The 25959-nt window shown below is 74.8% G+C and carries 24 protein-coding genes; 14 read left to right on the top strand and 10 right to left on the bottom strand.

The genetic code is table 11. The annotated features are described in order from the left end of the window. Positions 1-90: 90 nt before the first annotated feature. Positions 91-780: a GvpL/GvpF family gas vesicle protein gene (locus GBN72_RS03905; RefSeq protein WP_151770188.1), complete on the top strand. Its 690-nt coding sequence runs from the start codon at positions 91-93 to the stop codon at positions 778-780. Between the two features lie 178 nt (positions 781-958). On the opposite strand, the gene GBN72_RS03910 is transcribed toward GBN72_RS03905, so the two are convergent. Next, entirely contained in the window at positions 959-1780 is an 822-nt protein-coding gene (locus tag GBN72_RS03910) for a class I SAM-dependent methyltransferase (RefSeq protein ID WP_151770189.1), read from the bottom strand. 110 nt (positions 1781-1890) lie between these two features. Then, a complete protein-coding gene (locus GBN72_RS03915; RefSeq protein WP_151770190.1) occupies positions 1891-3318 on the bottom strand; it encodes a bifunctional phosphatase PAP2/diacylglycerol kinase family protein in 1428 nt (475 codons plus the stop codon). A gap of 265 nt (positions 3319-3583) precedes the next feature. Here GBN72_RS03915 and GBN72_RS03920 point away from each other — a divergent pair, with 265 nt between their 5' ends. Further along, positions 3584-4240, top strand: coding sequence for a histidine phosphatase family protein (locus GBN72_RS03920; RefSeq protein WP_151770191.1), 657 nt, complete (start codon positions 3584-3586; stop codon positions 4238-4240). A 52-nt stretch (positions 4241-4292) separates the two neighbouring features. After that, positions 4293-5912, top strand: a complete 1620-nt coding sequence (locus GBN72_RS03925; protein ID WP_151770192.1) for an ABC-F family ATP-binding cassette domain-containing protein — start codon at positions 4293-4295, stop codon at positions 5910-5912. A 240-nt stretch (positions 5913-6152) separates the two neighbouring features. Here GBN72_RS03925 and GBN72_RS03930 read toward each other — a convergent pair whose 3' ends face one another. Beyond that, positions 6153-7271, bottom strand: coding sequence for a baeRF2 domain-containing protein (locus tag GBN72_RS03930; RefSeq protein ID WP_151770193.1), 1119 nt, complete (start codon positions 7269-7271; stop codon positions 6153-6155). A 78-nt stretch (positions 7272-7349) separates the two neighbouring features. Here GBN72_RS03930 and GBN72_RS03935 point away from each other — a divergent pair, with 78 nt between their 5' ends. Beyond that, a complete protein-coding gene (locus GBN72_RS03935) occupies positions 7350-7619 on the top strand; it encodes a DUF6158 family protein (protein WP_151770194.1) in 270 nt (89 codons plus the stop codon). A gap of 111 nt (positions 7620-7730) precedes the next feature. Here GBN72_RS03935 and GBN72_RS03940 read toward each other — a convergent pair whose 3' ends face one another. Together GBN72_RS03940 and GBN72_RS03945 are read right to left on the bottom strand one after the other, a co-directional pair. Beyond that, positions 7731-8273: a type 1 glutamine amidotransferase domain-containing protein gene (locus tag GBN72_RS03940; protein WP_151770195.1), complete on the bottom strand. Its 543-nt coding sequence runs from the start codon at positions 8271-8273 to the stop codon at positions 7731-7733. A 64-nt stretch (positions 8274-8337) separates the two neighbouring features. Further along, positions 8338-8709, bottom strand: coding sequence for a DUF2795 domain-containing protein (locus tag GBN72_RS03945; RefSeq protein ID WP_151770196.1), 372 nt, complete (start codon positions 8707-8709; stop codon positions 8338-8340). A gap of 177 nt (positions 8710-8886) precedes the next feature. On the opposite strand from GBN72_RS03945, the gene GBN72_RS03950 reads away from it, so the two are divergent. The 4 genes from GBN72_RS03950 (at position 8887) to GBN72_RS03965 (ending at position 12801) form a co-directional block, all read left to right on the top strand. Further along, on the top strand, positions 8887-9129 hold the full coding sequence (locus GBN72_RS03950; protein WP_151770197.1) for a hypothetical protein: 243 nt from the start codon (positions 8887-8889) through the stop codon (positions 9127-9129). Between the two features lie 190 nt (positions 9130-9319). Further along, positions 9320-10228 (top strand): hypothetical protein, encoded by a 909-nt coding sequence (locus GBN72_RS33965; protein ID WP_164540358.1) that lies wholly within the window; start codon positions 9320-9322, stop codon positions 10226-10228. A gap of 114 nt (positions 10229-10342) precedes the next feature. After that, positions 10343-11611 (top strand): aminotransferase class I/II-fold pyridoxal phosphate-dependent enzyme, encoded by a 1269-nt coding sequence (locus GBN72_RS03960; RefSeq protein WP_151770198.1) that lies wholly within the window; start codon positions 10343-10345, stop codon positions 11609-11611. Positions 11612-11625: 14 nt separating this feature from the next. Then, a complete protein-coding gene (locus GBN72_RS03965; RefSeq protein ID WP_151770199.1) occupies positions 11626-12801 on the top strand; it encodes an MBL fold metallo-hydrolase in 1176 nt (391 codons plus the stop codon). Between the two features lie 56 nt (positions 12802-12857). Here the strand turns inward: GBN72_RS03965 and GBN72_RS03970 are convergent, their stop codons facing one another. Both GBN72_RS03970 and GBN72_RS03975 read right to left on the bottom strand, forming a co-directional pair. Beyond that, positions 12858-13409, bottom strand: coding sequence for a DedA family protein (locus tag GBN72_RS03970; RefSeq protein WP_151770931.1), 552 nt, complete (start codon positions 13407-13409; stop codon positions 12858-12860). A gap of 26 nt (positions 13410-13435) precedes the next feature. Then, positions 13436-14218 carry an MBL fold metallo-hydrolase gene (locus GBN72_RS03975; RefSeq protein ID WP_151770200.1) on the bottom strand — a complete coding sequence of 261 codons (783 nt, stop codon included), beginning with the start codon at positions 14216-14218 and terminating at the stop codon, positions 13436-13438. Between the two features lie 245 nt (positions 14219-14463). On the opposite strand from GBN72_RS03975, the gene GBN72_RS03980 reads away from it, so the two are divergent. After that, positions 14464-16440: an alkaline phosphatase family protein gene (locus GBN72_RS03980; protein ID WP_246212345.1), complete on the top strand. Its 1977-nt coding sequence runs from the start codon at positions 14464-14466 to the stop codon at positions 16438-16440. A 50-nt stretch (positions 16441-16490) separates the two neighbouring features. On the opposite strand, the gene GBN72_RS03985 is transcribed toward GBN72_RS03980, so the two are convergent. The 3 genes from GBN72_RS03985 to GBN72_RS03990 form a co-directional block, all read right to left on the bottom strand. Beyond that, on the bottom strand, positions 16491-17168 hold the full coding sequence (locus tag GBN72_RS03985; protein ID WP_151770202.1) for a GntR family transcriptional regulator: 678 nt from the start codon (positions 17166-17168) through the stop codon (positions 16491-16493). 235 nt (positions 17169-17403) lie between these two features. After that, positions 17404-17565: an MFS transporter small subunit gene (locus GBN72_RS33970; protein WP_164540360.1), complete on the bottom strand. Its 162-nt coding sequence runs from the start codon at positions 17563-17565 to the stop codon at positions 17404-17406. Further along, positions 17558-18865 (bottom strand): OFA family MFS transporter, encoded by a 1308-nt coding sequence (locus GBN72_RS03990; RefSeq protein ID WP_151770203.1) that lies wholly within the window; start codon positions 18863-18865, stop codon positions 17558-17560. The genes GBN72_RS33970 and GBN72_RS03990 overlap by 8 nt, the downstream gene beginning before the upstream one ends. Before the next feature lie 241 nt (positions 18866-19106). On the opposite strand from GBN72_RS03990, the gene GBN72_RS03995 reads away from it, so the two are divergent. The 5 genes from GBN72_RS03995 to fdhD are packed head-to-tail and all read left to right on the top strand — an operon-like array spanning position 19107 to position 25582. Then, the gene (locus tag GBN72_RS03995) at positions 19107-20078 is read left to right on the top strand and encodes a 2-dehydropantoate 2-reductase (RefSeq protein ID WP_151770204.1); all 972 of its coding nucleotides are present in this window, start codon (positions 19107-19109) and stop codon (positions 20076-20078) included. Next, positions 20075-22024 (top strand): molybdopterin oxidoreductase family protein, encoded by a 1950-nt coding sequence (locus tag GBN72_RS04000; RefSeq protein ID WP_151770205.1) that lies wholly within the window; start codon positions 20075-20077, stop codon positions 22022-22024. Before GBN72_RS03995 ends, GBN72_RS04000 begins: the two co-directional genes overlap by 4 nt. A gap of 6 nt (positions 22025-22030) precedes the next feature. Continuing rightward, on the top strand, positions 22031-23863 hold the full coding sequence (locus GBN72_RS04005; protein ID WP_151770206.1) for an NADH-ubiquinone oxidoreductase-F iron-sulfur binding region domain-containing protein: 1833 nt from the start codon (positions 22031-22033) through the stop codon (positions 23861-23863). Further along, a complete protein-coding gene (locus GBN72_RS04010) occupies positions 23860-24720 on the top strand; it encodes a 2Fe-2S iron-sulfur cluster-binding protein (RefSeq protein WP_151770207.1) in 861 nt (286 codons plus the stop codon). The genes GBN72_RS04005 and GBN72_RS04010 overlap by 4 nt, the downstream gene beginning before the upstream one ends. 7 nt (positions 24721-24727) lie before the next feature. After that, positions 24728-25582: a formate dehydrogenase accessory sulfurtransferase FdhD gene (gene fdhD, locus GBN72_RS04015; protein WP_151770208.1), complete on the top strand. Its 855-nt coding sequence runs from the start codon at positions 24728-24730 to the stop codon at positions 25580-25582. Positions 25583-25959 lie beyond the last annotated feature (377 nt).

Raw genomic sequence — 25959 nt, forward strand, 5'->3', positions numbered from 1 at the left:
CGGGCTTCCACGCCCGGACCGCGTGCCCGGACCCCGTGCCCCGGCCGCACGCCCGGGCCCCGCCCGGCCCCACGGCGAGGAGGAGAGACGATGAGCGGACTGCGGTACGTCTACGCGGTCTGCCGCCCGTTCGAGGCGGCGCTCCAGGCCCAGCTGGGCGGTGTGGCCGGCTGCCCGCCCACGGCCGTCCACCACCAGGGCCTGGTGGCCGTGGTCAGCACCGTCCCGGCCGTCGAGTTCGACGAGGGCCCGCTGCGGCAGCGCCTGGAGGACCGGGCGTGGCTGACCGCGACGGCCCGTGCCCACGAGCAGGTGATCGACGCCCTCACCACCGTCACCACCCCGCTCCCGCTGCCGTTCGCCACCGTGCTGCCCGACGACAGCGCCGTGCGCGTCCTGCTGGAGACGCACGCCGCCGAGATCCGCGCCGTCCTCGACCGGCTCGCGGGCCGGGTCGAGTGGAGCGTCCGCGTCTACGCGGGCGGCGAGCGGCGGGCGGAGGCCGAGCGCCTCGCCACCCGCCTGCACGAGGAACTGCGCGCCGCCGCGGAGGAGACCCGGCTGCATCCGCACCGCACCCTCAAGGTCACCGAGACCGAGGAGCGCGCCTGGGGCGGCAACGTGCTGGACGCCGCCTACCTGGTGCCGCGCCGGCAGTCCGGGGGCTTCGTCGAGATGGTCGACAAGGCCCGGGAGGACCTTCCGGAGGGCGGCGTCCGGATCCACCTGACCGGCCCCTGGGCACCGTACTCGTTCGGAGCGCTCGGCGGAGGCGGCTGAGGCCGGCCCGGCGGGGCCGGAGCCGCCCCGAGGCGCAGGTTCCCCGGTCCAGGCCCCGGTCCCGGTCCCCGAACGAGGCCTCTGGCCTTGAGGCCCGGAGCCTGGGGCCGGTCCCCTGGGGCCCGGCCCCCGTCGGGCGTGTGACCGAGGCCCGGGCCGGCGGCGGGTCCTCGGAGGTTCAGGCCGCGCGGCGGCAGAGGATCTCCTGGTGCGGGACCGTGAACCGCCCCTCCGGCCGGCTCCCCCACTCCCGCCACGCGGCCGCCACCGCCTCCAGCGCCTTCCCGTCGGCCAGCCCCAGCTCCCGCACCCGGCCCGCGTAGCCGGGCGCCAGGGTGCGGTCCGCCCACATGCCGCTCCACCACGCACGGTCCTCGGCGCCGGTGTAGACCCACTCCGAGGAGGAGGCGGCGACCTCGTCGAACCCCGCCTCACGGGCCCAGCCAACCAGGAAACGTCCCGCGTCGGGCTCCCCGCCGTTGGCGCGTGCCGTGCGGCGGTAGAGCGCCTGCCACTCGTCCAGCCCCGCGGCGGCCGGCGTCCAGTTCATCGCGCCGTAGTCCGAGTCCCGCGCCGCCACCAGCCCGCCCGGGCGGGTCACCCGCCGCATCTCCCGCAGCGCGGTCACCGGGTCGCCCACGTGCTGGAGCACCTGATGGGCGTGGACCACGTCGAACGCGCCGTCCGGGTAGGGCAGCGCGTGCACGTCGCCCACCGCGAACTCCACGTTGCGCACGTCTCGTCGCGCGGCCTCGGCGCGGGCGTCGGCCAGCACCGCCGCGGCGCGCTCCAGCCCCACGACCACGCCGCCCGGCACCAGCTCCGCCAGGTCGGCGGTGATGGTCCCCGGCCCGCAGCCGACGTCCAGCACCCGCATCCCCGGCCGGAGCGAACCCAGCAGGTAGGCGGCCGAGTTGGCCGCCGTCCGCCAGCGGTGCGAGCGGAGCACCGCCTCGCCGTGCCCGTGCGTGTAGACCGCCGTCTCCTGAGCCCTGCCCATGCCGCGCCCCCTTGGCGAAGAACCGTGCCGAAGCCGTCACGGTATCCGCAGCGCTCGCATCATGAGATACCTGTCTCACGATGCGGGCGAGATGCCGCCCGGCGGTGCGGTCAGGGCATCGGACGGTAGACCGTCAGGGCGCGCGGCAGCTTGCGCAGCGTCACCCTGCCCTCGACGTGGGTCACCTCACCGTCGTAGGCCAGCAGGGTGCCGGGGGAGACCTGGTCCATGTGCAGGTACGGCACCTGCACCGCGGCGTGCGCGGGGGAGCGGGTCAGCGGACCGGCCAGCGCCGCGGAGAGCAGCCGCAGCGCGGGACGCCGGCCGCCGTGCACCACCCGGACGTCCAGCTGCCCGTCGGCCAGATCCATCCGGCGGCCGGACATCACGCCCATCCGGTGGTAGGTGCCGTTGCCCGCGAAGAGCAGCCACAGCGGGTGGGTGCGGCCGTGGAGGCGGGCCTCCAGCGGATGACGGTCGGCGCGCAGCACCCGCGCCGCCGCCAGCAGCCCGGCGGGCCAGCCGCCGATCCGCCCCGCCCACCGTTCCCGCTCGCGCACCAGCTCCGGGTAGATGCCCAGGCTGCAGGTGTTGAGGAAGATGCCGCGGCGCTGCTCGGTGCTGAACATGCCGACGTCCACGCGGACCGCGTCGCCCCGCTCCAGCGCCCTGGCCAGGCCGCGGACGTCCTCGACGCCGAGGTCGTAGGCGAAGTGGTTGAGCGTCCCGCCGGGCAGCACGGCCAGCGGCAGGTCGTGCCGCAGGGCGATCCGGGCGGCCGCGTTGACCGTCCCGTCGCCGCCGCACACGCCCAGCACCTGGGCCAGCGACGCGGCGCGTTCGAGTTCGTCCTCCAGCGCCTGCGGCTCGCACTCCACGATCTTCGCCGGGGGCAGCGCGTCGCGGATGGCCAGTGCCCGCTCGGAGCTGCCGGAGGCGCTGTTCACCACCATGATCAGCCCCGAACCGCGGGACAGCGCGGGAGCCTCGGCCCGCGGGCGGGCCGGAGGCTTCCCCTGGTCGCGGGTGGGCACCAGGGCCCGCACGGTCAGGGCGGCGCCCACCCCGAGCGCCGCTCCGGCCAGCACGTCGCTGGGGTAGTGCACCCCCGTGTAGACCCGGGAGAGCGCCACCGCCCCCGCCAGCGGGGCCACCGCGGCGCCCCAGCCGGGCGACTCCAGCGCCACCCCCGCCGCGAAGGCCGCCGCGGAGGCGGAGTGACCGGAGGGGAACGAGGTGGTGTGCGGCTGCTTCTCCAGCCGCCGCACCAGCGGCACCACGTCCAGCAACGGGCGGGGCCGGCGCACCGACCTCTTGCCTACCGTGTTGATGGTGGCCGACGCCAGGGCGAGCGAACCGACGCCGCGCAGGGCGGCCCGCCGAGCCCGCGGGGTGCGGGAGGCGGCGATCGCACCCGCCACCGCGAACCAGAGGACGCCGTGGTTGGCGGCGCGGCTCAGCCGCGGCAGCAGCGCTCCCGCCCCCGGCCAGTGCCGCCTGGCCACCGTCTCGAACACGCCGCGGTCCGCGTCCAGCATGCGTTGCAGCACCCCCCTGCCCGTCCGGCACGATTCCCTGGCGCCGTCGCGCCCGCCCCTGCCCGTGTCACGCGTCATCCCCGACGAGTACCCCGCCGATGGAGACTTCCCGCCGCAGGCACGCCGCACGCACGCCCACCACGTGTCGTGGACGGCGACGGCGGGCGGACCGCGGGCCGCCCAGGTGCACGGACGTCCGGATGAGGGAACCCGGCACGACACGGCCCACGCCGTGCGCCGTCGAGCGGAAGGGACGGAAACCCGCATGCGCCTGCTGCTCATCCGCCACGGGCAGATCCCGTCCAACGCACGGGACGTGCTCGACACCCGCGTGCCGGGCCCCACGCTGACCGAGCTGGGGGAGCGGCAGGCACAGGCGCTTCCGGACGCCCTGCGCGGGGAGGACGTCACCGCACTCTTCGCCTCCACCCTCGTGCGCACCCAGCTCACCGCCCGGCCGCTGGCCCGCGGACTCGGCCTCGAGGTGCGGGTCCGCGACGGCCTCCGCGAGATCACCGCGGGAGAACTCGAGGGCGAACTCGGCCACGACGAGCGCGGCCTGCGCTACATGGAGATCGCGTTCTCCTGGGCGGCCGGCCAGGTCACCCGGCGCATGCCCGGAGGGGAGAACGGCACGGAGATGCTCGGCCGCTACGACGCCGTCGTCGAGGAGGCGTCCGCCCTCGGCGCCGGCACGGTCGCCTTCATCAGCCACGGCGCCGCCATCCGCACCTGGACCGCCGCCCGCGCCGACAACGTGGACGTGGAGTTCGCGGCCTCCCACCCGCTGGAGAACACCGGCGTGGTGGTCCTCGAGGGTTCCCCGCGGGACGGCTGGAAGGCGCTCTCCTGGGCCGGGGCCGTGGTCTTCACGCGCGGGCCGGGAGGCGGGAGCGGCCCCACCGGCCGTCCCGTGGAGTGAGGCCCGATAACGGTTTGCCCCGGTCGGGGGCGTGCCCGGACAATACCTCCCCATGGGATACCTGGAAGCCGCGCACCTCGAGTACCACCTGCCCGACGGCCGAGCCCTGCTCGGTGACGTCTCCTTCCGGGTGGGCGAGGGTGCGGTCGTCGCGCTGGTCGGTCCCAACGGCGCGGGCAAGACCACCCTGCTGCGGCTGATCTCCGGCGAGCTCAAACCGCACGGCGGCACCGTCACCGTGCAGGGCGGACTCGGCGTGATGCGCCAGTTCGTCGGCTCGGTGCGCGACGAGAGCACCGTGCGCGACCTGCTGGTGTCGGTCTCCACGCCGCGCGTCAGGAGCGCCGCCAAGGCCGTCGACGAGGCCGAGCTGGCCATGATGACCCACGACGACGAGGCCGCGCAGATGCGCTACGCGCAGGCGCTCGCCGACTGGGGCGAGGCCGGCGGCTACGACGCGGAGATCCTCTGGGACATCTGCACCACCACCGCGCTCGGCGTGCCCTACGAGAAGGCGCAGTGGCGGCAGGTGCGCACCCTCTCCGGGGGCGAGCAGAAGCGGCTGGTCCTGGAGGCCCTGCTGCGCGGCACCGACGAGGTGCTGCTGCTCGACGAGCCGGACAACTACCTCGACGTGCCGGGCAAGCGGTGGCTGGAGGAACGCCTCGCGGAGACCCGCAAGACCGTGCTCTTCGTCTCCCACGACCGGGAACTGCTGTCGCGCGCCGCGCAGAAGATCGTCAGCGTCGAGCCCGGCCCGGCCGGCGCCGACGCCTGGGTGCACGGCGGCGGCTTCGGCACCTACCACGAGGCCCGCAGGGAGCGGTTCGCCCGCTTCGAGGAGCTGCGGCGGCGCTGGGACGAGAAGCACGAGCAGCTGAAGAAGCTGGTGCTCACCCTGCGGCAGGCGGCCGCGGTCAGCCACGACATGGCCTCCCGCTACGCCGCCGCGCAGACCCGGCTGCGCAAGTTCGAGGAGGCCGGACCGCCGCCGGAGCCGCCGCGCGAGCAGGAGATCACCATGCGGCTCAAGGGCGGGCGCACCGGTGTGCGCGCCCTGACCTGCGAGGGGCTGGAGCTCACCGGCCTGATGAAGCCCTTCGGCCTGGAGGTCTTCTACGGCGAACGGGTCGCGGTCCTCGGCTCCAACGGCTCCGGCAAGTCGCACTTCCTGCGGCTGCTCGCGGGGGAGGACGTCGCCCACACGGGCGCCTGGAAGCTGGGCGCGCGGGTGGTGCCCGGGCACTTCGCCCAGACCCACGCCCACCCCGAGCTGCTGGGGCGGACGCTCCTCGACATCCTGTGGACCGAGCACTCGCAGGACCGCGGGGCGGCCATGTCGCGGCTGCGGCGGTACGAACTCACCCAGCAGGCGGAGCAGACCTTCGACCGCCTCTCCGGCGGTCAGCAGGCGCGCTTCCAGATCCTGCTGCTGGAGCTCCAGGGCGTCACGGCACTGCTGCTGGACGAGCCGACGGACAACCTCGACCTGGAGTCGGCCGAGGCCCTGCAGGAGGGCCTCGAGGCGTTCGAGGGCACGGTGCTGGCGGTGACCCACGACCGGTGGTTCGCCCGGTCCTTCGACCGGTTCCTGGTCTTCGGCAGTGACGGCAAGGTCCGCGAGACGGCGGAGCCGGTCTGGGACGAACGCCGCGTCGAACGCGCCCGCTGACCTGGCGGGCCCGGCGCCCGGCGCCCGCCCGCGGAACCGGCCCGCGGGAGGGCGGGCACGTGATCCGGCCGGCCCCTGGCGGCTGCCGGGCCGCCCGCAGGGCCGGGCCGCCCGGGAGGGCGCAGGTCCGGGCCTTCGCGGTGGACGGTCCGCTCCACCCGGCACGAGCCGTCGCGGCGTGCGCACGTGCCCCCGCCGCGGCGCGGGAGAAGCGGGCGCGCGGGGCCGAAGGGCGGGCGGCTACGCCCAGCGCAGGAGCGCGCCGAGGCCGCCCACCGGGACCACCGGGGAGTCGTCCTCCAGCGCGGGCCCGACCGAGATCGCGGGCGCCCCCGTCGCGACCACGGACCGCAGCAACGCGTCGTCGGCCCGCGCCGCCCACGCGTGCTGCTCGCCCAGGATCCTCAGGTCGGCGCGCCGCACGGCCAGCTGGTCCGGCTCCTCGCCGATCCAGATCTGCCGGTGCGCGTCCGGCCCGTCGGGGTTGACCAGCAGCTCGTCGATCCGGTGCTCCCGCGCGGCCTCCACCAGCGCGGGCACCCCCTCGACCGCGCCGGCGCCGCCCTGCGGGTCCCGCCCCCGCGCGGCCAGGAACCTGCCCAGGTCCGTCTCCGCCGTCTGCCGTTCGTGGGTGGCGCGCAGGTCCTCCACCTCCTCCTCCAGGAGGCGGCTCCCGCTCCCGTGCGAGGCCTCCACGGCGTGCCCCCGCACCTGCGGGGGCAGATGCTCCCGCACGGCCCGCCGGTCCCGGTCCTCCCCGACCAGGATCACCAGGTCCGCCCGCGTCTCCTCCAGGCAGGAGGCCGCCTCGCGGGCGATCTCCGCCGCGTTCTGGTCCCAGGTGTTCTCCACCGCCAGCTGGAAGTGCCGCTCCGACCAGTCCGAGGACGCCGTGCGGTGCAACGGCCACTGGCGGCCGACCACCTCACCGGCGTCCGAGCTGCCCAGCGCGGTGCGCAGCTCGAGATCGGCGCCGCCCCGCGACACGTAGACCACCAGGCAGGTGGGATCCTCGCCCAGCAGGTTCAGCAACGGCGAGACGTGCGGCAGCGGCGCCCACACCGCGGTGATCTCCCGCTGCGGGGCCCGCGCCAGCGACGGGTCGAGGACCACCTCGCCGTCGTGGGCGAACAGCGCCCGCCCGTGCGGCTCGGTGGAGTGCTGGAGTTCGTCGACCGCTGTGCGCACCGCCTCGCAGGTCGCCTCGTCCGCGCCCTGCGAGGCCAGTTCACGGGCGACCGCCTGGGCCATGAGGCGCCGCTCGCGCGGCGTGTCCTGGGTGTGGTGCGAGGTGTCCACGTAGACCGAGGCCCACGGGCCTCGGCGCTCGTACAGGGGCTGAAGAAATGCGAGATCCATGGTTCCGCGTCCGGTGTCGGTCGGGTGGTTGTCTTCCTCGTGCGTCGGATCCGTGTCCCAGGCGGGTACCCGTGCCCCATGAAGGAACACGAGGAACGGGGTGCCGCCATGGCAGGAGTCGAACCGGACCGGCTGGACGACCAGCAGTTGATGAAGGAACTCGAGACCATCCACCGCACGCGTCACGACACGCTGCTGCACGGGTCCAGCGACGCGCTGCGCACCCACAACGAGCGGATGGCGCAGCTGGAGGGCGAGTACCTGCGCCGCCATCCGCGACGGCCGGTCTCCGCCGGGCGCACCCGGGAGGGCGCGCGCGAGCGTGATCCGGGGCAGCCGCGGGGCTGAGGGACGCCGCTCGCCCCCGGCACGGCACCGGGGACGTGCCGCACCGGGGACGTGCGTGAGGAGGGGCGGGCCCGGCGGGCCCGCCCCTCCTTACGCAGGTGGGTCGCCCGCCTACCCCGCCCGCCGGCCGAACTCGCGCAGCAGGGCCTCGTCGAAGGCGTCGAGGTCGCCCGGCTTGCGGCTGGTGACCAGCACGTTGGGGCCATTGGTGTCGACCTTGACCTCCTCGTCGACCCAGGTGCCGCCGGCGTTGGCGATGTCGGTCCGCAGGCTCGGCCAGGAGGCCACCTCCCGGCCGGAGACCACGTCGGCCTCGACCAGCGTCCACGGCGCGTGACAGACCGCGGCGACCGGAATGCCCTGCTCGAAGAAGTCCTTCACCAGTCCGACGGCCGTCTCGTCCATCCGCAGGGCGTCCGGATTGGCGACGCCGCCCGGCAGCACCAGCCCGTCGAACTCCTGGGCCGAGACCTCGTCCACCGTCCTGTCGACGGGGAAGGTGTCCGCCTTGTCCAGGTGATTGAACCCCTGGACCTCGCCGGACCGGGTCGACACCAGGACGGCCTCGTGCCCGGCGTCGGTCACCGCCTGCCAGGGCTTGGTGAGTTCGATCTGCTCGACGCCCTCGGGCGCCGTGAGAAATGCGATGCGCATGCTCGGTTCCACATCCTTCCTTCCCCCTCCGGCGTTTCCCCCCGGCCGCGTGGTCCGGCCGGCGTTACTCCGGACGGGTGATCGCCTCGGCGAGTTGCTGGACGTTGGCGTAGCGGGCCTTGTGCGGCAGGTGGTCCAGGGGTTCCACCAGGGCGTCCGGCGCGTGGTTGCGGCGCAGGGTGCGCGCCAGTTGCTGAGGGCCCGCCGGGAACGACGTGCGGCTCAGGATGCGCGCCAGTTCCAGCCGCACCGTCTCCAGCGGGGCCTCCCGCACGCCCTCCGTGCCGCCCGCCACCGCCGGATCGTCGTCGGCGACCGGCTCGGGGTCGTGCCACTCCTCCGTCCGGGTGGGACGTCCGGACTGCAGCAGCCCCCTCAGCTCGTGCTTCATCTCGTCGTCCCGGTGAACGCTCAACCGGTCGCTGCCACGCTGCATGGCTCCCTCCACATCTTCGGGTGGCCCCCGCGTACCCGAGGAGGCGGAGGCGACACACCGGCGGGCCGCGTGGTCCCGGCCACGTTCCGTCGGCGCGCGGGAGTCCGGAATGTCCGGCAGTCTGAAGGGGACCCGGGGCGCTCCGCCGCCCCCGTTCACCCCTGGGAGGACGGACCCATGGTGGTGCTCGTAGTGATCATTCCGGTTCTGATGCTCTGCATGATGCTGGCCATGGACTGGTACGAGGATTTTGTCTTTCCTCGTCCGGAGGGGGATACGGCCTCGGCCGACGGGGATGTCGTACTGCCGGCCGTGACGCCGGTACCGGCTCCTCTGGCGCTACCCGCGCCACCCGCGGTGCGGCGGGCCCTGCCGGGCGGTACGCCCGGCGCGGGGGCGCCGCCCGGACGGGCGTCCTGAGCCCGAGCAGACGAGAGCGTCGGAGTGTCGCAGAGGGGAGACGGAGCGAGGCGAGGCCGGGCACACGGGCCTCGCCTCCCTCGTTCGGCGCACCGGGTCACGCGGATGGGGTCGCGCGACGGGCGGCGACGGGGCGGCCCGGCTGGGATGGAGACGCCCGTCGTCCTCCGGCTGAAGGAGCCCGAGCCCCATGCGCCGCACTCTCCGTGTCCTGTCCGCCGCTGCAATCGCCGGCGCGGCGGTGACGGTCGCCGCGCCCGTCACCGCCGCGGAACCGGTCCCCTGTGACCCCGGCGCCTCCTCGCAGGCCGTGGCGGGCGTCGCCACCTCGCAGCGGCGCGCCCCGGAACCCGGGGGCGCGGACGCCTGCCCGGAGGGGAGCGGCACCGCGGGGCTGCGCGGAGCGGTGGCCGCGGCCCCCTGCGAGGAGGGCGCGGACCCGGAGGCCTGCGCCGCGCCGGACGAGGTTGTGCCGCGGGACGAGACGTTCGGTGACGCCCCGGACGGCGCCCTGGCCGAGGACCTGGGCGGGGAGGACGTGTCCGCCGGGTCCGTCGGGCCCCTCGGCGACACGGAGCCGGGAGGCGGCCCGGGAGACGCGCCGGGGGCGGGGGACGCGCCGGAGGACACGTCCGGTGCCGGGCCGGACGGTCCGGTGGCCGGATCGGCGACGGGCATCGAGGTCGAGCCCCTCGAGCCCGGACCGCTCCACGAACCGGGGCAGGGCGACCCCGGCCAGGGGCCCGGCTCAGGACGCGGAGGTCCGGGCGGGCCCGGCGGCGGCCCCGGCGGAGGTCCCGGCGGAGGTCAGGGCGGTCCCGGAGGCTCCGGCGGCGGTGCGGGACACGAGCCCGGGAACCGTCCCGGCCCGGGCGGCCAGGGCGGCAAGGAGGGTCACGGCGGCAAGGAGGACCACGGCCACGGCGGCCGGACCGCCCCGCCGGTGCACCGCGGCGTCGAGGCGGGAGCGGGCGGCGCGTTCACCGATTCCGTCCCGCTCCAGGTGGCCGGCGGCCTGCTGATCGCCGGCGCCGCGGTGGCCGCCGGGCACCGGATCCGGCAGCGGTTCGCCCCGTCCCGCTCCGGCCGGACCCGCTGACCACCGGCGGGCCGGTCATGTCCGGCCCGCCCCGGGGTACTCGGGACCATCGAACCCGGCATCCGGTGCGGAAGGACCGCCACGGCGCATGCCGGTGACCGCGCGGAGGTGCCGATGGGGCGGACGGAACGGGGCGGAACGGGCCGGGCCGGCGGACACGGCCCGGTGCGGTTCGGGCCCCGCATGCCCGACGACGGACTGCCGGTGCTCCCCGAGCTCACCGCCGTGCTGTCGGCGGCCTCGCAGCGCGCCGAGGACGAACCCCCCGGCGGGGGACCCGACCTGCTCGAGGCAGCCGCCGGCTACTGGACCCGGCGGGGCCTGGCCGCCGGGCCCGACCGGGTGGCGGCGGCCCCCGGCGCGCCCGCGCTGCTGCTCGCGCTGACCGCCACCCTCGGGGGCGACGTCCTGGTGCCGCGCCCCTGCGCCGCGTGGTGGGCGCCCTACGCCCGTCTGCTGGGCCGCCCCGTCTTCCACGTGCCCACGCCGCCCGAGTCGGGCGGGGTACCCGACGCGTACGCGCTGCAGGAAACGATTCGCCGGGTGCGCAAGGAGGGCGGGGACCCGCGTCAGCTGGTGCTCTCGCCCGCCGACGAGACGACCGGCGCGGTCGCGGCCCCGGAATTCCTGCACGCGACCGTCGAGGTCGCCGAGGCCGAAGGGCTCTTCGTGATCAGCGACGAGACCTGGCGGGACACGGTCCACGACCCGCACGGCACCGTCCTGCTCAGCCCCGCGGAGATGCTGCCCGGCCGGGTGGCCGCCGTCGCCGACCTGCGCGGCGGGCTGCTCCCCGCCGGCTGGCCGGCCGCGATCGCCCGCTTCCCCACCGGGCCCGGCGACGGAGGCGCGTTGCGCGCCCGGGTGCTCGACGTGCTCACCGCCCTCGGCGCCCAGATCCCGAGGCCCCTCGCCGTCACGGCCGCCTACGCGCTGGGTGAGCCCGAGGAGGTCACCGCCCGGCGCGCCGCCTCCGTCCGCCTGCACGCCCGGCTCGCCACCGCGGTCCACGAACTCGTCGTCGGCGCGGGCGGGCTGACGCTCCCCCCGCAGGCCGGGCGGTGCGTCTACGCCGACCTGTCACCGCTCGCCGACGCCCTCGCCACCCACGGCGTCGGCGACGCGCAGGAGCTGGAGGAATGCCTCGACGTGCGCCACGGCGTCCCGGCGAGCGGCGGCCACCGCTTCGGCGACGACCTGGCCGCCCCGCGGGTCCGCCTGTCCACCGGCGACCTGCTGGGCGGCGACGCGGCGGAACGCGCCGCCTGCCTGACCGCCCCCGATCCGCTCCAACTGCACCGGGTGCGAGGGGCGTTGACCAGGTGGCGCACCGCCTTCGACCGGCTCGGCACACCGGCCGAGGCCATCACCGGGGCCGAGTGAGGGGAGAGCCCGCGATGACGCAACCACAGTTCCGTTCCCGCCGGTTGCCCGGCCCCGACCCGCGGCCCGCCACGGGCCACGGACAGGAGGGGAGCCCGGGGCGGCTGCGCACCACCGAGCCGCCCCGGACCGAACCGTCCCCGCCCGTCGGTCCCGCGGCGCCGGGGCAGGGCCGCCGCTGGCCCAGGTCCTTCGAGGACCGGCTGACCGCCCCGCTCCCCGGACTGCGCTCCTTCGCCCGGTTCGCCCGCGAGGGCGCGGTGCGGCCCAGGCGCGAAGGCCTCGCGGACATCCCCCGCATCCCCTACCGGCCCGGGCCGCTGCCCCGGGTCGACGCCCGTCAGGTGGCCGTCACCTGGGCGGGACACGCCAGTTGGGTGATCCGGATCGGCGGCCTCACGGTCCTCGCCGACCCGGTGTGGTCCCGCCGCATCCTCGGCACGCCCGCCCGCATCACCCCGGTCGGCGTCCCCTGGGACGCGCTGCCCCCGGTGGACGCCGTGGTGATCAGCCACAACCACTACGACCACCTGGACCTGCCCACCCTGCGCCGACTGCCCTGCGACACACCGGTGTTCGTGCCCGGCGGCCTGGGCCGGTGGTTCTCCCGCCGGGGCTTGCGGAGAGTGACCGAACTCGACTGGTGGGAGTCGGCGCGGCTGAAGGGGGTGCGGCTGGACTTCGTGCCCGCCCACCACTGGTCGAAGCGGACCCTCACCGACACCTGCCGCAGCCTGTGGGGCGGCTGGGTGCTCACCGCGGACGACGACGCGCCCGCAGGCGGCGGCAGGGGCGACGGCACACACGACGGCGCGGGGGACGGCACCCGCGATGGCGCGGGAGGCGGGCGCCGGCGCGTGTACTTCGCCGGGGACACCGGTTACGGGCACTGGTTCCGGCGGATCGGTGAGCGCTACCCGGACATCGACCTGGCCCTGATGCCGATCGGCGCCTACGACCCCCGCTGGTGGCTGCGGGACGTGCACTGCGACCCGGAGGAGGCGGTCCGGGCCACCCTGGACGTCGGCGCCCGGCGGATGGCCCCGATGCACTGGGGCACGTTCCTGCTGTCGTCCGAGCCGGTCCTGGAGCCCCTGCACCGGGTCCGCGACGCCTGGGCCGCGACCGGACGGGCCCGCGAGGACCTGTGGGACCTTCCGGTGGGCGGCTCCCGGGTCCTCGACGACTGACCGCCGCGCGCGGGCGGACACCGGGAGGGCGGCGACGGCCCTCCGGCGGTGCCCGCTCAGCGGTCCCGGAAGCGGTTCCACACGGTGGGGGCGGCGCTGATCGCCAGCGTCAGCACCACCACCGCGACCACGCCCTTCCATGGTTCGTCGAACAGGGAGCCGCCCAGCACCCCGATGACCTGGTAGGTGGCCGCCCAGGCCAGGCACGCCAGGGCGTTGCCCCGCGCGAACCGGCGCAGCGGCCAGCGGGCCACCAGGCAGGCCAGTATCACCGGCAGCCGCCCCGCCGGAATCATCCGGGACAGCACCAGCACCGGCACGGCGTGCCGCTGCAGCTTCTCCACGGCCTGATCGAGCCGTTCCTGCGGGGCCCGGTCCCGGATGCCCTCCAGCCAGCGGGTGCCGCCGCGCGACTCCATGCCGCGCCGGCCGAGCCAGTACAGCGCCACGTCACCCAGGCACGCCGCCGCCGAGGCCACCAGCAGCAGGACCCCAAGCGACACCGCCGGCACCGCGTGGTGGAAGGCGACCACCGCGGCCGAACTCACCAGCGGGCCCGTCGGCACCACCGGGACCAGCGAGCCCAGCAGCACCAGGAGGAACAGCATCGGATAGCCCGCCGCGCCGTCCGGCGTCACCGGGTGTCTCCGAGCCGCGCCGACTCGCCGTGCCCGAGCAGGCGCACCCGCACGCCAGGTGCGCTGCGGGCCGCCAGCCGTGCGAACTCGTCGCCCGGGGAATGGAACTCGTGAGGGCGCACCGCGTCCATCCCGACCGGCCAGAACGTCCCGTAGTGCACCGGGACCGCGCACCTGGGGCCGAGCGCCGCCAGCGCCTCGGCCGCCCGGGCTGCGTTGAGGTGGCCCTCGCCGAGGAACGGACCCCAGCCGCCCACCGGCAGCAGCGCCAGGTCGACCGCCCCCACCTCCTGCGCCATGGTGTCGAACAGTCCGGTGTCCCCGGCGAAGTAGGTGCGCCGCTCGCCCTCCACCACGAACCCTAGGGCGGGGGAGCGGTGCGGTCCGAACGGCAGCCGCCGCCCGTCGTGGCGGGCCGTCACCGCCCGGACCGTCAGGTCCGCCACCCGCGTGCGGTCACCCGGCTCGACCTCCCGCACGTCCAGCGAGCGCGCCCGCGCCAGCCGGGTCAGCGCGGGCACCGCACGACCCGTCCCGCGCGGCACCAGCACCACGGTGCCCGGGTCCAGCCGGGCCAGGGACGGCAGATGGAGATGGTCGGCGTGCAGGTGCGACACGAGCGCCACCTCCGCGCGCCACGCCTCCGGTGGCGGCGGCGCGCCCCGGCGGCGGCGCAGATGCGCGAGCCGGCGCGTGAACAGGGGGTCCGTCAGGACGCGTACGCCCGAGTCCCGCAGCGTGCAGGTGGCGTGTCCCCACCAGGTGATCTCCGCCGGCACCTCGCCGTCCTCCCTCGTGCTCCGTGCGACCCGGTTCCGAGCCTACGGGTAGGGGCAGGCTCGGCGGGGCAGGCGGATCCCGACGCCCACGCCCACCGTCTGCCCGGTATGGCAGGGTTGAACGGCCCGTCCGCCGGACGGCGGGCGTGGCGGGAGAACGAGAGGTGCGAGTGAACGACCGCTGGCGGCGGGGCGCGGGACAACTGGGGCGGAGCGTCGCCGTGTGGGCGGTCTCGACGCTGACCATGCTGGTGCTGGCCGGGCTGCTCCCCGATTTCCGGCTGGAGGCGCCGGACGGCGGCAGCGCCACCCGGCTGGGCGTCACCGCGGCCCTCGGCGCGGGCGCCTTCGGCCTGCTGTCCGCGCTGGTCTGGCCGCTGCTGGTCCGCCTGCTGCTGCTGATCCCCGCGCTGGTGCTGGCGCTGCTGGTCTTCTTCCTCAACGGCGGCCTGCTCCTCGTCGCGCTCTGGGTCAACCCGGTGCAGCGGGGCGAGGCCAGCCCGGAGACGGCCGTGGTGGTGGCCGCGGTGATGTCCGCGGTGGCCTCGGCGACCGGCGGCGCCCTCGCCGTCCGCGACGACGACGCCTACCGCCGCCGCCTGTACCGGCTCTCCGACCGGCGCCGCCGTCGCGTCCGTGCCGAGGCCGGCGGGCCGGTCACCCCCGGCTTCGTCCTCCTCCAGCTGGACGGCGTCGGGCACGACGTGCTGCGCGACGCCGTCGGGCAGGGCCTGACGCCCACCGTCGCCCGCTGGCTCGGCGAGGACGGGGACGGAGGCCCGCCCACCCACCGGCTGGCCCCCTGGCGGACCGACTGGTCCAGCCAGACCGGCGCCAGCCAGCTGGGCATCCTGCACGGCTCCAACTTCGACGTCCCCGCCTTCCGCTGGTACGACAAGCAGCGCCGTGAGGTGATGGTCTGCAACCGGCCCTCCAGCGCGGTCGTCCTGCAGCGGCGGGCCGCCAAGAACGCCGGGCACCCCGGACTGCTCGCCGTCGACGGCGCCAGCCGGGGCAACCTGTTCAGCGGCGGGGCGGGGGAGCAGGCCCTGGTCCTCTCCATCGCCGCCCGCCGCCGCCGCAAGGGGTTCCGGTCCCGCTCCGGCTACTTCGCCTACTTCGCCGACCCCGCCAACGCGGTCCGCACCGTGCTGTCCTTCGCCGCCGAGGTGCTCCGCGAACTCCGGCAGTCGCTGCGCGCCCGCCTGGAGCGCCGCCGGCCGCGGGTGGGCCGCGGCGGGCTGTACCCGTTCTTGCGGGCCTTCGCCACCGTCGTCCAGCGGGACGTGGTGGTCTACGCCGTCGCCGGGGACATGCTCGCCGGGCGCACCGCGGTCTACGCCGACCTGGTCGCCTACGACGAGGTGGCCCACCACTCCGGCCCCCGCGGCAGGGACGCCGCCCAGGTGCTGCGCCGCCTGGACCGGGTGCTGGCGCTGCTCGAGAAGGTCGCCGAACACTCGCCGAGGCCCTACCGGTTCGTGGTCCTCTCCGACCACGGGCAGAGCCCAGGCGAGACCTTCCGCTCCCGGTACGGGCTGCCCCTGGGCGACCTGGTCCGGGCCGGCTGCGGGCTGCCGGTGCCGCGGCGGGCCCGCCGCACCCGCAGCGGGGCGGAGGCCCGGTCGGCGGTCCGGGCCGCGCTGCACCGCCCCGTCGAGGAGGGGGCCGGGGAGCACCTGCCGCCCGTGCGCGGCGCCGAGCCCGTCGTCCTGGCCTCGGGCAACCTGGGACTGGTCTCCTTTCCCGACGTGGGGCACCGGATGAGCCGGGAGGAGATCGACGCCCGGCATCCGGCGCTCCTCGCCACCCTCGCCAACCACCCCGGCATCGGGTTCCTGCTGGTGCGCAGCGAGGAGCACGGCGGGCTGGTGCTGGCGGCGCACGGCACGGCGGTGCCGCTGGCGGACCTCAGCGAGGAGAACCCGGGCCCGCTCGAGCCGTACGGGCCCGGGGCGGTGGCCGCCGTGAAGCGCACGCACGGCTTCCCGCAGGCCGCCGACATCATGATCAATTCGTGGCACGACCCGGACACCGGCGAGGTCCACGCCTTCGAGGAGCAGATCGGCTCGCACGGCGGACTCGGCGGCGAGCAGGGCCGGGCCTTCCTGCTGTCGCCGGTGGCGCTGCCCCCGCCGGAGGACCCGCTGGTGGGGGCCGAGGCCGTCCACCGGGTGCTGCTGCGCTGGCTGGAGGAGTCACGGGCCGGAGCGGGGCCCTGAGCGGGCCGGGAACCGCCGCGCGGGCGGCCTCCGGCCCTTTGCCGCCCGCGTCAGCCGCGGGCGCGCGCGTGGTAGGAGTGCCGGGTGTGCTCCGTGTGCTCCCGCATCAGCCGCGTCGCCAGCGCCTCGTCGCGGTCGGCGACGGCCGCGATCAGCGCACGGTGCTCCGTCCACGACTGCTGCCCCCGCTGCCGGGCGATCGGCGTGTAGTACCACCGCACCCGGCGGTCCACCTGCGCGGCCAGCTCGGCCAGCACCGCGTTGCCGGCCAGCTCCATCACCTTGGCGTGGAACCGCGCGTTGGCCTCCACGGCCCCGTCCACGTCGTCGGCGGCGACCAGCGCCTCCCCTTGCGCGCACAGCTCCTCCAGCTGCGCGATCCCCGGCTTGCCCGCGTTGGCCGCGGCGAGCCGCGCCGCCTCCGCCTCCAGCAGGGTGCGCACCGTGAGGAGCTGATCGGCCTCCTCCTCCGTGGGCTCGTGCACGAAGGCGCCCTGGGCGGGACGCAGATCCACCCAGCCCTCGGTGTTGAGCCGCTGGAGCGCCTCGCGCACCGGCTGGCGGGACACCCCGAGGTGCCCGGCGAGTTCGCTCTCCACCAAGTGCTGCCCGGGCCGCAACGCGCGGGTCGTGATCAGCTCCAGCAGCGCCTCGTAGACGCGGTCCCGGAGGGGACCAGGGCGTTCCAGCTTGGGCACAGCGCCCTGCGGCAGACCGGTCGACAACATCGGTTCCCCTCCTGAGCACACCCGATTGTCTATCGTCTACAGTCTACGGCGCCTCGGGGGCGGCGGGTCGGGTGACATTGGCCACGGCGGTCCCCGGCCACGGGGCGGGGGAGAGGCGGGCGCCCGGGAACGGCAGGCGCCCCGGAACGGCAGGCGCCCGGGAGTGGCGGGAGAAGGAGCGGCGGGAGCCCCGCACCGGCGTCGGTGCGGGGCTCCCGCGGGAGAGGCGGGTTCATCAGCCCGTGAAGAGCTGCGTCGCCTTGCGGACCAGTTCGTACAGGCCGTAGGCGAGCGGGACGCCGACCCAGAGCCACGAGAAGGCGATCAGGCCGCGGCGGCCGCCGGCGCCCTCGGGCGCCGTCCCGGTCCCGGTCCCGGTGGTGGTGGCCTCAGGCATGGACGGCCTCCTTGAGGTGGTACCTGGCGTGCACGGGCCGCACCAGTTCGTTGGCCACGAAGCCGACGACCAGCAGCCCGATCATGATGAACAGCGAGGTCCCGTACAGCTCCGGCCCCTGCTTGCCGGCCTCCTCCTGCCGGTCCGCGATCCAGTTGACGATCAGCGGTCCCAGGACGCCCGCCGTGGACCAGGCCGTCAGCAGCCGTCCGTGGATGGCGCCCACCTGGTAGGTGCCGAAGAGGTCCTTGAGGTAGGCCGGGATCGTCGCGAAGCCGCCTCCGTAGAAGGAGAGGATCACCAGCGCGCAGAGCACGAACAGTGGCTTGGAGGCGTCCCCGAAGAGTGCGATCACCAGGTACATCAGCGCGCCGACACCCAGGTAGACGCGGTAGATGTTCTTCCGTCCGATCAGGTCGGAGGTCGACGACCAGCCGATCCGTCCGGCCATGTTGGCCGCCGACAGCAGCGCCACGAACCCGGCCGCCGCCGACACCGACACCGGGGTGGAGGTGTCGGCGAAGAAGTCGCTGATCATCGGCGCGGCCTTCTCCAGGATGCCGATGCCCGCGGTCACGTTCATGACCAGCACCAGCCACAGGAGCCAGAACTGCGGCGTGCGCACGGCGTCGCGGGCGGAGACCTGCACGCCGCCGACGCCGGCCGTGGCGTCCGCGCCGGCCGCGTCCGCCGGGGCGGGCCGCGGTACGCGGATCAGTAGGACGCCGAGCGACATGAAGACCGCGTAGACCAGGCCGTGCACCAGGAAGGCGGTGGCGATCCCGGAGGAGTCGGAGCCGAACGACTCCAGCATCCGGGTGGACCAGGGGGACGCGATGAGCGCGCCGCCGCCGAAGCCCATGATGGCGATGCCGGTGGCCATGCCCGGCCGGTCCGGGAACCACTTGATCAGTGTGGAGACCGGCGAGATGTAGCCGATGCCCAGGCCGATGCCGCCGACGAAGCCGTAGCCGAGGACGATCAGCCAGTACTGCCCGGTCCACGCGCCCAGGGCGGAGAGCAGGAACCCGGAGGAGAAGCAGACCAGGGCGACCGTCATCGCCCAGCGCGGACCGTTGCGTTCGACGAGGGTGCCGCCGAACGCCGCGGAGAGGCCGAGCATCACGATGCCCAGCTGGAAGGGGAGCGCGCTCAGCGTGCCGCTGATGTCGAGCGAGGACTCCAGCGGAGCCTTGAAGACGCTCCAGGCGTAGGCCTGGCCTATGGACAGGTGGACGGAGAGGGCGGCCGGGGGAACGAGCCAGCGGCTCCATCCCGGCGGTGCTACCGGTGGACTCATGATCCGGAACCCTAGGAACCATCCCGTCCACTTGGGAAGACTCCTGACGTCGCCGACTCCACTTCCCGTGTCCGCGGACGTCGTGCGTGCCGAGGCCCTTGCTGCCTCAACTCCCATACTGTAGACAATATTCAGTCGACGTTCTTCCCGAACCCCCCACCGTCGCGACCCGGTTCCCCAGTGCACCGGTTCCCTGGTTCCCCAGTTCCTCGGTACGCCCTCGACCGGACGGAGCCATCCCGTGAAAGTCGCAGTCCTCGGCGCCGGCGCGATCGGCGCCTACGTGGGCGCCGCCCTGCACCGCGCGGGCGTGGACGTGCGCCTGATCGCCCGCGGACCCCACCTGGCGGCCCTGAGGCAGGACGGCGTGCGCGTCCTCAGCCCGCGCGGCGACTTCGCCGCCCGCACCCCGGCCACCGACGACCCCGCCGAGGTCGGACCGGTGGACTACGTGTTCCTCGGCCTCAAGGCGAACTCCTACGCGGCGTGCGGGCCGCTCCTCGAGCCGCTGCTGAAGCCCGGCACGGCGGTGGTCGCCGCCCAGAACGGCATCCCCTGGTGGTACTTCCACCGCCACGGAGGCCCGCACGACGGACGGCGCCTGGAGAGCGTGGACCCCGGCGGAGCGGTCAGCGCGGTGATCGCCCCCGAACGGGTCATCGGCTGCGTGGTGTACGCCGCCACCGAACTCGAGGCCCCCGGGGTGGTCCGGCACCTGGAGGGGACGCGGTTCTCGGTCGGCGAGCCCGACCGCAGCGTCTCCGCGCGCTGCACCGCGTTCGGCGACGCCATGGTCGCCGGCGGCCTCAAGTGCCCCGTCGAGCCCGACCTGCGCGACGACATCTGGGTCAAGCTGCTGGGCAACGCCACGTTCAACCCGATCAGCGCCCTGACCCGGGCCACCATGCGCCAGATGTGCGTGCACGGCGGCACCCGCCGGGTCGTCGAGACCATGATGACCGAGACGCTGTCGATCGCCGAGGCCCTCGGCTGCACCGTGGGCGTCACCGTCGAACGCCGCCTGGCGGGCGCCGAGCGGGTCGGCGACCACCGCACCTCCACGCTCCAGGACCTGGAGCGCGGCAAACCGCTCGAACTCGACGTGCTGCTCACCGCGCTGACCGAACTCGCGGACCTCACCGGCGTCGAGGCACCCACCCTCCGCACGGTCCACGCCCTGTCGGACCTGCTCGCGCTGAGGAGCGCCGCATGAGCGATCACCCCGCCTCCCGCGCACGAAGGCGCGAGCGGGCCCCCAAGACCTACACCCGGCTCACCCACCCCCTGGTCCGCGACTCCCGGGACGAACCGTTCCGCCGGGCCACCTGGGCCGAGGCGCTGGACCGCGTCGCCCGGGCCCTGCTGGCACACCGCGGCGCGTTCGGCATGTTCTCCTGCGCCCGCGCCACCAACGAGATGAACTACGTGGCGCAGAAGTTCGCCCGCGTCGTCATGGGCACCAACAACGTCGACTCCTGCAACCGCACCTGCCACGCGCCCAGCGTGGCCGGGCTGTCCGCCGCCTTCGGCTCCGGAGGCGGCACCTCCTCCTACGAGGAGGCCGAGCACACCGACGTGATCGTGATGTGGGGCTCCAACGCCCGCTTCGCGCACCCGATCTTCTTCCAGCACGTGCTCAGGGGCATCCGCAACGGCGCCCGGATGTACGCCGTCGACCCGCGCCGCACCTCCACCGCGGAGTGGGCCGAGAGCTGGCTCGGCCTGAACGTCGGCACCGACATCCCGCTGGCGCACGCCGTCGGCCGCGAGATCATCGCCGCCGGCCTGGTCAACGAGCCGTTCGTCCGCCGGGCCACCTCCGGGTTCGAGGAGTACCGCAAGCTGGTCGAACCGTGGACGCCGTCGCTGGCGGAGAAGGTGACCGGCGTGCCGGCCGCCGCCGTCCGCGAACTCGCCCACGCCTACGCCCGCGCCGAACGCGCCCAGCTGTGCTGGACGCTGGGCATCACCGAACACCACAACGGCACCGACAACGTCCGCGCGCTGATCAACCTCTCGCTGCTCACCGGACACGTCGGACGCTACGGCTCCGGCCTCCAGCCGCTGCGCGGCCAGAACAACGTCCAGGGCGGCGGCGACATGGGCGCGATCCCCAACCGCCTCCCCGGCTTCCAGGACATCCTGGACCCGGACACCCGGCGCAAGTTCGACGCCGCCTGGAACACCACCATCCAGCCCCGCTACGGCCTCAACCTCACCGAGATGTTCGAGGCGATGGAGGAGGGCACGCTGCGGGCCGTGTACTGCATCGGCGAGAACCCGGCGCAGTCCGAGGCGGACAGCGAGCAGGCGGTACGCCGCCTGGGGGAGCTGGACTTCCTGGTGGTCCAGGACATCTTCATGACCCGGACCGCCGAACTCGCCGACGTGGTGCTGCCGTCGACGGCCGGGTGGGCGGAGACCGACGGCACCTTCACCAACAGCGAGCGCCGCGTCCAGCGGGTACGTGCGGCGGTCTCCCCGCCCGGCGAGGCCCGGGAGGACATCGACATCCTCTGCGACCTGGCCCGTCGGCTCGGCCACGACTGGAAGTACGCCGACGCCGAGTCGGTCTGGAACGAACTGCGCTCGGTCTCGCCCGACCACCACGGCATGACCTACGGCCGGCTGGCGGAACACCAGGGCATCCAGTGGCCCTGCCCCTCCACCGACAGCCTCGAACCCCCTTACCTGCACGGCAGGCTGTGGGAGGCCGACCCCGGGCGCCGCGGCACGCCGGCCCCGTTCGGACTGGTCCAGCACGACCCGCCGGTGGACCTCACCGACGAGCACTACCCCGTGCGGCTGACCACCGGCCGGCGGCTGGACTCCTACAACACCGGCGTGCAGAGCGGCGGTTTCGCCTCGCCCCTGCGACGCGGCGAGTACGTGGAACTCAGCCCGGAGGACGCCGAGCGCCACGGCGTCACCGTCGGCGAGGAGGTGCGCGTCGTCTCCCGGCGGGGCACCGTCGTCGCCCCGGTGTGGATCGACACCGCCCTCCGGCCGGGCCTCGCGTTCATGACCTTCCACTTCCCCGACGAGGTGGACACCAACGCGCTGACCATCGAGGCCAACTGCCCGATCGCCGGCACCGCCGAGTTCAAGGCGTCGGCGATCCGCATCGAGAAACTTCCCGCCGCTGACCACGTGAGGTGACCCGAGTTGGACCTGCACTTCGGCGACAGCGAACCCACCGACGAAGAACGCGCCGCGGTCGACGCGCTGCTCGGCCCGCCGCAGTCCTCCTGGGAGGGCGCCGACCGCGACGGTACCGGCCCCGCCGACCTGAGGTGGGCGCGCGGCGGCCGTGCCGCACGCGACCGCCGCGACCTGCTGCTGCCGGGGCTGCACGCGGTCAACGACCGGATCGGCTGGATCAGCGACGGTGCGCTGGACTACCTGTGCCGCCGCCTGACCGTCCCCCCGGCCGAGGCCTACGGGGTCGCCACCTTCTACGCCCTGTTCTCGGTGAAACCACGGCCGCGGACGGTGCTGCACGTCTGCACCGACATCGCCTGCGCCCCGGCCGGCGCCGCCGACGTGCTCGCCGCCGCCCGGGACCGCCTCGGCCCCGGATCGGGCGTGCTGGTGCAGTCGAGTCCCTGCCTCGGGCTGTGCGAGCGGGCCCCGGCGGCTCTGGCGGTCCGGGCCGGGGAGACGGTACGGACCGCGGTGGCCGCGCCGGCCACCCCCGATGCCGCCGTCCTCGCGGCGACCGCCCCCGAGTCGGCACCCGAGGAACCCGCCGCCGCCATGGCGGTACCCCAGGCCGGGCGGGCGGAGCTGACGCTGCTGCGCCGGGTCGGCGTCGTCGACCCGGCCTCGCTGGACGACTACCGCGCCCACGGCGGGTACACCGCGCTGCGCCGCGCCTTCGAGCTGGGCCCGGCCGGGGTGATCCGGGAGGTCACCGACTCCGGGCTGGTCGGCCGGGGCGGCGCCGCCTTCCCGACCGGCGTCAAATGGAAGGCCACCGCCTCCCAGCCCGACCACCCGCACTTCCTGGTCTGCAACGCCGACGAGTCGGAGCCCGGCACCTTCAAGGACCGGGTCCTGATGGAGGGCGACCCGTACGCCCTCGTGGAGGCCATGACCGTCGCCGGATACGCCACCGGCGCCCACAAGGGCTACCTCTACCTGCGCGGCGAGTACCCGCGGGCGCTGCGCCGCATGGAGCACGCCGTCGCCCAGGCCCGCTCCCGCGGGTTCCTCGGCGAGGACGTGCTGGGCATGGGGTACGCCTTCGACATCGAGATCCGGCGCGGCGCCGGCGCCTACATCTGCGGCGAGGAGACCGCGCTGTTCAACTCCATCGAGGGCCGCCGGGGCGAACCCCGTTCCAAGCCGCCGTTCCCGGTGGAGAAGGGCCTCTTCGGGAAGCCCACCGCCGAGAACAACGTGGAGACCCTGGTCAACGTCCTGCCGATCCTCACCATGGGCGCCCCCGCCTACGCCGCGATCGGCACCGGGAGGTCCACCGGCCCCAAGCTGTTCTGCGTCTCCGGCAGCGTGGAACGCCCCGGCGTCTACGAACTGCCGTTCGGCGCCACGCTGGGGGAGCTGCTGGAACTCGCCGGGGTGCGCGACGGCCTGCGGGCGGTGCTGCTCGGCGGGGCGGCCGGCGGGTTCGTGCGGGCCGACGAGCTTGGCATCCCGCTCACCTTCGAGGGGACCCGCGAGGCCGGGGCCACACTCGGCTCGGGCGTGGTGATGGCCTTCGACGACACCGTGCCGCTGCCCCGGCTGCTGTTGCGGATCGCCGAGTTCTTCCGGGACGAGTCCTGCGGACAGTGCGTGCCCTGCCGGGTGGGCACCGTCCGTCAGGAGGAGGCGCTGCACCGCATCGCCGACCGCACCGGGGCGGACGCCGCCGGCGACATCGCCCTGCTGCGCGAGGTGGGCCGGGCCATGAAGGACGCCTCGATCTGCGGTCTCGGGCAGACCGCCTGGAACGCCGTGGAATCCGCCATCGACCGCCTGGGGGCGTACAAGTGACCGCGATACCGCTGGGAGTGCCGCGCCGGCTCCTGGAGTTCACCCTGGACGGCCAGGAGACCCGGGTCCCGGAGGGCTCCACCATCCTCGACGCCTGCCGGGCCGCCGGCAAGGACGTCCCGACCCTCTGCCAGGGCGACACCCTGGAGCCGAAGAACGCCTGCCGGGTCTGCGTGGTCGAGGTCGAGGGCGCCCGCACCCTGGTGCCGGCCTGCTCCCGCAAGGCCGAGGCGGGCATGCGGGTGCGCACCGACACCGAGCGGGCCCGGCACAGCCGGAAGGTGGTGCTGGAGCTGCTCGCCTCCTCCGTGGACCTCTCCACCACCCCGAACGCCGCCGTCTGGCTGAAGGAGTACGAGGCCGAGCCGGACCGCTTCGGCCCGGACGCGGCCCGGATCGACCAGGAGCCCCGGGTCGACAACGACCTCTACGTCCGCGACCTGGGGAAGTGCGTCCTGTGCTACAAGTGCGTGGACGCCTGCGGCGACCAGTGGCAGAACACCTTCGCCATCTCGGTCGCGGGGCGCGGCTTCGACGCCCGGATCGCCGTGGAGCACGACGGCCCGCTCACCGGGTCGGCCTGCGTCTACTGCGGCAACTGCGTCGAGGTGTGCCCCACCGGGGCACTCTCCTTCAAGAGCGAGTTCGACATGCGCGCAGCGGGTACGTGGGACGAGTCCCGGCAGACGCGGACCACCACGGTCTGTGCCTACTGCGGAGTAGGGTGCAACCTCACCCTGCACGTTCAGGACAATGAGATCGTCAAGGTCACCTCACCGCACGACAACCCGGTGACCCACGGCAATCTCTGCATCAAGGGCCGCTTCGGCTACCAGCACGTACAGAACCGGGACTGACAGGGCTATGGGACGAGTCACGGAACGACGCAAGGTGATCCGCATCCGCGACGGGGTGGTCTCCGCGCGCCCGGACACGCTCGTCGCCGAGGAACCACTGGAGATCAGGCTCAACGGCAAGCCGCTGGCCATCACCATGCGCACGCCCGGCGACGACTTCGCGCTGGCCGCCGGGTTCCTCGTCAGCGAGGGCGTGCTGGGCTCGGGCGCGGAGCTGCGCAACATCGTGTACTGCGCGGGCGCCACGGTGGACGGCTCCAACACGTACAACGTGGTCGACGTGCGGACCGCCCCCGGCGTCGTGATACCGGACATCACCCTGGAACGGAACGTCTACACCACCTCCTCGTGCGGCCTGTGCGGCAAGGCCAGCCTGGACGCCGTGCGCACGACCGCGCGGTGGGCGATCGACGACGGCGACGGGCCGGCGATGACGCTGGAGCCGGCGCTGCTGTCCGAGCTGCCGGACCGGCTGCGCGCCTCCCAGCAGGTCTTCGACCGCACGGGCGGCCTGCACGCGGCAGCCCTGTTCTCCGAGACGGGAGAGCTGCTGGACGTCCGGGAGGACGTGGGACGGCACAACGCGGTGGACAAGCTGGTCGGGCGGGCGCTGCAGAACGACGCGCTGCCGCTGTCGCGGACGGTGCTGATGGTGTCGGGGCGGGCCTCCTTCGAGCTGGCCCAGAAGGCGGTGATGGCCGGCATACCCGTGCTGGCCGCGGTATCGGCGCCGTCGTCGCTGGCGGTGGACCTCGCGGCGGAGACGGGGCTCACGCTGGTCGGGTTCCTGCGGGGAACCTCCATGAACGTGTACGCGGGGGAGGAGCGGATCGCCCTGACGGCCACGGCCGCCACGGGCTGACCGCGTTCGTCCCCCTCGGCACGGCCGACGGGGTCCCGGCCAGGGCGGGGAGCGCCCCCTGCGCCCCCCGGGACCCCGCCTCCGGCCCCCGCCCTCCCTGGCTGCCGGTCCTGCGGCCTGCGGCCTTTGGGCCTGCGCCCCCCCGGGCTTCTCGGGCCACCGGTCCTCCGGCTTGCGGCGTCCCTGGCTGCCGGTCCTGCGGCCTGTGGTCTTTGGTCCTGCGGCCCCTGGGCTTCTGGGGCCACGGGTCTTCAGGCCTGCGGCGTTCCTGGCTGCGGGTCCTGCGGCCTGTGGTCTTTGGGCCTGCGGCCCCTGGGTTTCTGGGGCCACGGGTCTTCAGGCCTGCGGCGTTCCTGGCTGCCGGGCCTCCGGCCTGT

Source organism: Streptomyces abyssomicinicus, from assembly GCF_008974245.1.
In the GTDB taxonomy this organism is placed as follows: domain Bacteria; phylum Actinomycetota; class Actinomycetes; order Streptomycetales; family Streptomycetaceae; genus Streptomyces; species Streptomyces abyssomicinicus.

Excerpts from the sequence above, each read along its gene's own strand:
- GBN72_RS03905 (WP_151770188.1), top strand. The coding sequence starts at position 91 with ATGAGCGGACTGCGGTACGTCTACGCGGTCTGCCGCCCGTTCGAGGCG.
- GBN72_RS03910 (WP_151770189.1), bottom strand. The coding sequence starts at position 1,780 with ATGGGCAGGGCTCAGGAGACGGCGGTCTACACGCACGGGCACGGCGAG.
- GBN72_RS03915 (WP_151770190.1), bottom strand. The coding sequence starts at position 3,318 with ATGCTGGACGCGGACCGCGGCGTGTTCGAGACGGTGGCCAGGCGGCAC.
- GBN72_RS03920 (WP_151770191.1), top strand. The coding sequence starts at position 3,584 with ATGCGCCTGCTGCTCATCCGCCACGGGCAGATCCCGTCCAACGCACGG.
- GBN72_RS03925 (WP_151770192.1), top strand. The coding sequence starts at position 4,293 with ATGGGATACCTGGAAGCCGCGCACCTCGAGTACCACCTGCCCGACGGC.
- GBN72_RS03930 (WP_151770193.1), bottom strand. The coding sequence starts at position 7,271 with ATGGATCTCGCATTTCTTCAGCCCCTGTACGAGCGCCGAGGCCCGTGG.
- GBN72_RS03935 (WP_151770194.1), top strand. The coding sequence starts at position 7,350 with ATGAAGGAACACGAGGAACGGGGTGCCGCCATGGCAGGAGTCGAACCG.
- GBN72_RS03940 (WP_151770195.1), bottom strand. The coding sequence starts at position 8,273 with ATGCGCATCGCATTTCTCACGGCGCCCGAGGGCGTCGAGCAGATCGAA.
- GBN72_RS03945 (WP_151770196.1), bottom strand. The coding sequence starts at position 8,709 with ATGCAGCGTGGCAGCGACCGGTTGAGCGTTCACCGGGACGACGAGATG.
- GBN72_RS03950 (WP_151770197.1), top strand. The coding sequence starts at position 8,887 with ATGGTGGTGCTCGTAGTGATCATTCCGGTTCTGATGCTCTGCATGATG.
- GBN72_RS33965 (WP_164540358.1), top strand. The coding sequence starts at position 9,320 with ATGCGCCGCACTCTCCGTGTCCTGTCCGCCGCTGCAATCGCCGGCGCG.
- GBN72_RS03960 (WP_151770198.1), top strand. The coding sequence starts at position 10,343 with ATGGGGCGGACGGAACGGGGCGGAACGGGCCGGGCCGGCGGACACGGC.
- GBN72_RS03965 (WP_151770199.1), top strand. The coding sequence starts at position 11,626 with ATGACGCAACCACAGTTCCGTTCCCGCCGGTTGCCCGGCCCCGACCCG.
- GBN72_RS03970 (WP_151770931.1), bottom strand. The coding sequence starts at position 13,409 with ATGCTGTTCCTCCTGGTGCTGCTGGGCTCGCTGGTCCCGGTGGTGCCG.
- GBN72_RS03980 (WP_246212345.1), top strand. The coding sequence starts at position 14,464 with ATGCTGGTGCTGGCCGGGCTGCTCCCCGATTTCCGGCTGGAGGCGCCG.
- GBN72_RS03985 (WP_151770202.1), bottom strand. The coding sequence starts at position 17,168 with ATGTTGTCGACCGGTCTGCCGCAGGGCGCTGTGCCCAAGCTGGAACGC.
- GBN72_RS33970 (WP_164540360.1), bottom strand. The coding sequence starts at position 17,565 with ATGCCTGAGGCCACCACCACCGGGACCGGGACCGGGACGGCGCCCGAG.
- GBN72_RS03990 (WP_151770203.1), bottom strand. The coding sequence starts at position 18,865 with ATGAGTCCACCGGTAGCACCGCCGGGATGGAGCCGCTGGCTCGTTCCC.
- GBN72_RS04000 (WP_151770205.1), top strand. The coding sequence starts at position 20,075 with ATGAGCGATCACCCCGCCTCCCGCGCACGAAGGCGCGAGCGGGCCCCC.
- fdhD (WP_151770208.1), top strand. The coding sequence starts at position 24,728 with ATGGGACGAGTCACGGAACGACGCAAGGTGATCCGCATCCGCGACGGG.